General features: G+C 44.2%; 7 protein-coding genes and 2 pseudogenes. All 9 read left to right on the top strand.

The features are described from left to right. On the top strand, positions 1-919 hold a 919-nt coding region (locus L379_RS26320; RefSeq protein WP_255360353.1), incomplete at its 5' end, for an RHS repeat-associated core domain-containing protein. Next, on the top strand, positions 916-1,347 hold the full coding sequence (locus L379_RS10410; protein ID WP_032653891.1) for an immunity 26/phosphotriesterase HocA family protein: 432 nt from the start codon (positions 916-918) through the stop codon (positions 1,345-1,347). The genes L379_RS26320 and L379_RS10410, both read left to right, overlap by 4 nt. Before the next feature lie 285 nt (positions 1,348-1,632). After that, positions 1,633-1,746, top strand: a pseudogene (locus L379_RS26450) (RHS repeat-associated core domain-containing protein); the annotation flags it as partial. A 143-nt stretch (positions 1,747-1,889) separates the two neighbouring features. Beyond that, positions 1,890-2,129 carry an HNH/ENDO VII family nuclease gene (locus tag L379_RS26445; protein ID WP_308192773.1) on the top strand — a complete coding sequence of 80 codons (240 nt, stop codon included), beginning with the start codon at positions 1,890-1,892 and terminating at the stop codon, positions 2,127-2,129. Positions 2,130-2,141: 12 nt separating this feature from the next. Further along, on the top strand, positions 2,142-2,591 hold the full coding sequence (locus L379_RS0124110) for an SMI1/KNR4 family protein (protein WP_032653888.1): 450 nt from the start codon (positions 2,142-2,144) through the stop codon (positions 2,589-2,591). A 144-nt stretch (positions 2,592-2,735) separates the two neighbouring features. Then, positions 2,736-3,179 (top strand): DUF6386 family protein, encoded by a 444-nt coding sequence (locus L379_RS0124105; RefSeq protein ID WP_026080683.1) that lies wholly within the window; start codon positions 2,736-2,738, stop codon positions 3,177-3,179. 203 nt (positions 3,180-3,382) lie between these two features. Further along, a pseudogene (locus L379_RS10415) lies at positions 3,383-4,843 on the top strand (glycohydrolase toxin TNT-related protein); the annotation flags it as partial. Further along, positions 4,840-5,211 (top strand): hypothetical protein, encoded by a 372-nt coding sequence (locus L379_RS10420; protein ID WP_006810924.1) that lies wholly within the window; start codon positions 4,840-4,842, stop codon positions 5,209-5,211. The pseudogene L379_RS10415 and the gene L379_RS10420, both read left to right, overlap by 4 nt. A 212-nt stretch (positions 5,212-5,423) precedes the next feature. Further along, the gene (locus L379_RS25085; protein WP_071992880.1) at positions 5,424-5,789 is read left to right on the top strand and encodes a hypothetical protein; all 366 of its coding nucleotides are present in this window, start codon (positions 5,424-5,426) and stop codon (positions 5,787-5,789) included. Positions 5,790-6,000 lie beyond the last annotated feature (211 nt).

The raw sequence follows: 6,000 nt of genomic DNA, 5'->3' as shown, positions 1-6,000 counted from the left end.
CCGCCAGATGCTGTTTGGGCAGCCAACCGGTAAGCCAGTCACCACCCGGTTTGTCTGGGAAGGGTTCCGGCTGTTGCAGGAGGTGCACGGGGATGTGCCGCTGACCTACGTCTACAGCGATCAGGACAGCTACGATCCGCTGGCGCGTATTGACGGCGTTGATGCCCCGGAAATCTTCTGGTTCCACTGTCAGCCCAACGGCACGCCGGAGCGGATGACGGATAGCGAAGGTCAGGTACGCTGGGAAGGGGTGAGCAGCGCCTGGGGCAAGCTGCTACGGGAAAGCGAGACGCAGGTATCAGGATATTCCCAGAACCTGCGTATGCAGGGGCAATACCTGGATCGTGAGACAGGGCTGCACTACAATCTGTTCCGGTATTACGACCCGGACTGCGGACGGTTTACGCAGCAGGACCCGATAGGGTTAAATGGCGGGTTAAATCTTTACAGCTATGCTCCTAATCCTATAGTTTGGACAGATCCTTTAGGTCTTACACCTTGTAAGGGGTTACCATCCACTCGAAGGGCTGGAGGTACAGGCAAACATTATGATCCCGTAAATGGTCAAGGGTTGTATGTGCTACACGATGGAAAGAATATTATCTATGTAGGACGTGGTGATGCTCCAGCACGTTTGAATAGCCATGCGAATACACCGGGTAAATCACATTTGGAACAGTTGACGATATTTGATAATAATTTGACCAAAGCGGAAGCTAAATTCCTGGAACAAAGGATTATGGATCTTAATGGTGGAGCTAAGTCAACAAATTCTTTAACCAATCTCCTCAATAAAATCAGGTCATATAGCCCTAATAACCCAAACGCTAGCAAATATGATATTGCAGGTCATAGTAGTGATTGGGGTGGGGAAGTATTGAAAGATGCGTTATCAATTCTGAAAGGGAATGGCTTATGAAAGTAAAATATAAAGAGGGTGACATCTTTGTCATTCCGATGAGTAATGGGAAGTATGCGCTTTGCCAGGTTGTTTTTGCTCCAAAGCAAAAGTTTAAGCAAGCAATAGGTTTCTGCATTTTATCAATACAGGATACGGAGGAGTTTGAAGAGAACAGTTCACTGACACCTCTATCTTTTGAAAAATTTGGCAAGAAGATGAAGATTATTTTCACTGGCAACCAAAATATTAGCAAAGGTATTTGGAAAATTATTGGTTATGCTAATCTCACAGAAGAAAAAAAACAGTTAAAAATATTTAATTATGCTGGTGGCTTATATGATGGGGAGGAGGAAATCAGGCGTTTGTCTGTTGCTGAATATCCTAATTACACAACTATGGGGGTTTCAGGCTTTGAGCTTGTCGACAATGTTCTGATAAATATTTGATCATCAGGGGAAGGGCGCTTCCCCAGCTAGTTTTCATACAGCAGCAGCTCATTAACACCTTTAATAAATTCACAAGTTTTTATGATCGTCTGGCCAAATAGTATTGCACCAATGCATGCAGGAGAAGAATAGCCACAAGTTTGTCGCCGTTGATCTAGATATCAATACTAATACCTTCGCCCGGAACGAGAGAGGACAGTCGGTCGTCTGCACTACGGTAGAAGGGCTGACCCGCTACCACTAAATCCAGTCAGGTCTGCACTACAATTTGTTCTAGTAGTATGACCCTACAGCGGGCGGTTTACGCAGCAGGACCCGATAGGGCTGGTGGGGGGGATTAACCTTTACTTGTATGCGCCGAATGCGCTGGGGTGGGTGGATCCTTGGGGATTGAGTAGGTATTCATCCTCAGGTAAATATAAGCCTGGAACAATTCTGGGACGTACAATTTATAAAATACTGTTGACATACATCCTGGAGTTCCTAAGTCAGTTCATCCTTCAATCAAATCGAAAGTTAAGGATGGTTGAACAAATGTTGATTTGATGAAAAATGGCTATGCTCCGATTGGCACGGATGGGAAACAAGTCAATCTTCATCACGTTCTTGGACAAGAACCTGGACCAATGGTGGAAATTATTTCATCTACGCATAAGCTGTATCATAAGCAATTGCATGGATTAATCGAGAACTGTGGTAGTTTCAGAAATACTCCTGAACTTGATAGACAGTACAACAAATTCAGAAGTGCGTATTGGAAGTTGAGAGCATTAGATTTTTAATAGGGTGTAAAAATGATGACTATCAAAACTGCAATTGAATATTTGAACAATAATGCGACAGACGAAGTTTTTTGGTTAGGTCAAGTTGATATAGAACAGATTGACTTACTTGAAAATAACCTTGGCATTAAACTCCCTCATGATTTTCGAGAGTTCTTACTTTTGGTTGGGGGCGGAGGGGTGATTGGAGAGGAGATTTCAGGAATAGTGGATAATAATACACTTGAAGAGTCAGGAGGTGCTGTTTTTTACGATACAATATATTGCCGCAATGAGTTTTCACTTCCTGAAAATTATGCTGTTATATATCTAAAAGATGATGAGGTTTGCTGGTGTATAGATTCTGGTGGTGAGGGTTTTGGAAAAGTTGTTAATTATGATCTGTTTTCCAAGAATACGACAAACATCATAAGCCCTTCGTTTTCTGAATTTTTTGATAATTATGTTAAGTTGCGGACGTGATTAGTGGCATGAATGCCAATTGAATTGATAAGCATTTCCCAAGCTGATAAGGTCCAGGAGATAAGTTGGACCTTATGGTACGTATTCTATTGTATCTAAATAGTGGTTGTTAATTATAAGATAAATGATAAAATATTGAAAATTATGCATGAAATAATACATTTCCAAACAAATACAGCAACAGTAGTCATTTATGATTTAGTTTCACTAAAACATAGAGTTAACGATGATGCAGATTGGTGGAGTTTTCCAGAAGATGAAGTGGTAGAAATAAACAAAGGGAATGTATTATTTCTCAATGTTGGGGATGATGGCTCCTACAAAGTTCATATTAAAAATGATGTTGAAGAATATATTGGTGCGCTGTTTTTAAACGTACCTAGTGGAAAAGTTTTCATTGGGGCGGGAGAAGATGTCACGGGCGGGGATCTTGAGCCTGATGATTCAGATGCTATTTCAGGTGAGTTTATTACTTTAGAACCTGGTAGTTACGAAGTTAAATATAAAAAGCAAGGTTCAGATGTTCTGATTTCCTTTACAAAAACAACGATTACAGAAAACTCGTTAGAAGAGGGAGTTTATCTCTGAATAAAACTCACTGCATGGCGTGGATTTTTTCATCCCAAAAAATGTTAATCAGTTTGTTCACTACGTAGCCATTTTTAACAATATTCTTTCTTCCTTCTGCGCGTCTCTTGCTTATTTTATTTTTCGTGCCTTATTTACCCTTGCCCTTAATAAACTGTCAATATACACGCAACGAACAACACCACCCTGAGAATAGCTCCCCGTGGCTGCTGACCACCCGCAGCGAATACGACCGTCTTGGCCGACTGCATCGCCGGGACGTTTTTACCGGCAATGCCCAGCGCCCGTCGCCGCGCCGCTGGTCCCGCCGCTGGGATTACGACTATCGCAATAATCTGGTGCGCGAAGAGCGGGACGATAACCCGTTCAGCTGGTACCGCTGGCAGTACGACAGCGCCGGACGTCTGCTGGTTCAGGACGGCACGCTGCCCGGCCAGGAGCAGTGGCGCTGGGATGCTGCCGGTAACCCGCTCGAAGGATCTGCTGAGAAGGTCACGCACAACCGTCTGACGCACCTCAACGGCATTCGCTGGCGCTATGACATCCACGGCCGCAACGTGGAGAAGGATAACGGCCAGACCCGCTGGCACTACCGCTACGACGGTGAGCACCGCCTGACGGAGGTCATCAGCCAGCCGCGGGACCGCAACAGGCCGCAGACGCAGTATGACCCGCTCGGGCGACGCATCAGCAAAACGCGACGCCAGATGCTGTTTGGGCAGCCAACCGGTAAGCCAGTCACCACCCGGTTTGTCTGGGAAGGGTTACGGCTGTTGCAGGAGGTGCACGGGGATGTGCCGCTGACCTACGTCTACAGCGATCAGGACAGCTACGACCCGCTGGCGCGTATCGACGGCGTTGATGCCCCGGAAATCTTCTGGTTCCACTGCCAGCCCAACGGCACGCCGGAGCGGATGACGGATAGCGAAGGGCAGGTGCGCTGGGAAGGGGTGAACAGCGCCTGGGGCAAACTGCTGCGGGAAAGCGAGACGCAGGTATCAGGATATTCCCAGAACCTGCGTATGCAGGGGCAATACCTGGACCGTGAGACAGGGCTGCACTACAATCTGTTCCGGTATTATGACCCGGACTGCGGACGATTTACGCAGCAGGACCCGATAGGGCTGGCGGGAGGGATAAACCTTTACCAGTATGCGCCGAATGCGCTGGGGTGGGTGGATCCGTGGGGGTTGAGTCGTTGTAAAAATGACTGGAATGAGTTTCAGAAAAAATCTAATAAGCGTCAGTTCTCTTCGAGAACACAAGCATCTAAGGCCTACGCGTTATGGAAGAAACAAGACTGGGCGGCATTAGAGAAATTTATGGGCGATGGTGCCTGGCCTCCTAATCGTGGATTTATTACTGCAACGAAAACGACTCTAAAACCTGGTACAAAAGTTGACCGCTACGGTGGTTGGACCGATGCAGATGGTTTCCACGATAGTGGTACGTTTATATCCCCTGCGGGATCATCTTTCGAGGGGAGAGCCCTCCAACAAAATACTTTAAACAAACCATATTCGGTTTATGAAGTTCTAAAACCGTTGCCGGTAGGTAGTGGTCCTGCTATACCATGGTTTGGGCAACCGGGCAGAGGAACCCAATACGAAACATCCGAAGCGATCGAAGCACTAATTGAAAATGGTTTTTTGAGGAAAATATGACTTTAATTAATTTTCAGAAAAGAAAAGAACTTATCCATGATGGGCTTGAAGATGACTTCTTAAGGAACGAAAAAGAAATATCCTGTCCATGTTGTGATGCTGTCGTTCGTTTCGGTTTATATAACTCTAAAAGTTTTGATAAGCTTGAGGACTGCAAAAAAACAAAAATGGTAAGTAAGATGCGAGGCGTAAAGTTATCAGATGGTTTAATCCCGGGCTATAGATACAAAGAAAGCCCACTAAGGATATCAGAAAAAAAATGTTCAAAAGGAATCCATGATATTTTTGTCATCTTTACTTATAAAGAGATACAACCCGCTCGTTATGAATCTTATTTAATAGGTGTTTTTAATAGTAATGATGTTTAGCATTCTGCTATATTAAATGTGATTTAAAATGCCTTTGGGATGAGGCTCCAGATTTTAAGGTTTTCAGTAACAACCTGAGAGTAATCTTTGGACGGGATAAAAATACTCTCACTCCCGTAATGAATTGTTCGATTATATCAAGCATCATTCAACATGGGTCTTATATAATTTATATTTAGAAGGGTTGATAATTTTATGCAGTTAGGACATGTATGATTGCTTACTTAAGATTCATTAGAGAAAACAACGCGCTCGAATGGATTCACTGTTCAAGAAATATAAGTCTAAACATACCTCGCTTAGATATCGCTATGGTCGATCCTACACGCCAGTTAGTCTTTGCATTAAGCGAACCAAAATCATTACCAACCGTTTTGACCATCTTCAATGCTCATGGCGAAAAACTATTTTGGTCTGCACCTCCTGAAGGCGCGACTTTTTATTACTTAACATTCAACCTGTCAAATGAAGTGGTCGTTGTCTGTAGTTATCCAGTAAAACAAAATGGCTGGCATGATTGGTTTTATTCCTATGATATGAAGCGTAACGCATTGTCTCGATCAGGCCCTGCGTATTAATATCAAATGAGCCCAAAAAATGATAACAATAGCCGGTGGCAAAAGAGATACTATATAAATAATTCCAACAAGTGGTTTAAAAAGGTGTGCGTAAAGGGGAATTATCCTAGCCTCCGGAAGACGGATCCCAAGAAACGGCAGTGTCATTCTCGCTAAATATGAGACTCTTGACTCTCTTGAAGAGCGCTTAGGCGAGGATCTTTTTCAGGCG

The sequence above is a fragment of the Enterobacter sp. MGH 33 genome, assembly GCF_000534535.1.
Taxonomy (GTDB): Bacteria; Pseudomonadota; Gammaproteobacteria; order Enterobacterales; family Enterobacteriaceae; genus Enterobacter; species Enterobacter hormaechei_C.
This window is presented reverse-complemented; position numbering and strand designations above follow the sequence as displayed.

Excerpts from the sequence above, each read along its gene's own strand:
- L379_RS10420 (WP_006810924.1), top strand. The coding sequence starts at position 4,840 with ATGACTTTAATTAATTTTCAGAAAAGAAAAGAACTTATCCATGATGGG.
- L379_RS0124110 (WP_032653888.1), top strand. The coding sequence starts at position 2,142 with ATGATGACTATCAAAACTGCAATTGAATATTTGAACAATAATGCGACA.
- L379_RS25085 (WP_071992880.1), top strand. The coding sequence starts at position 5,424 with ATGATTGCTTACTTAAGATTCATTAGAGAAAACAACGCGCTCGAATGG.
- L379_RS10410 (WP_032653891.1), top strand. The coding sequence starts at position 916 with ATGAAAGTAAAATATAAAGAGGGTGACATCTTTGTCATTCCGATGAGT.
- L379_RS0124105 (WP_026080683.1), top strand. The coding sequence starts at position 2,736 with ATGCATGAAATAATACATTTCCAAACAAATACAGCAACAGTAGTCATT.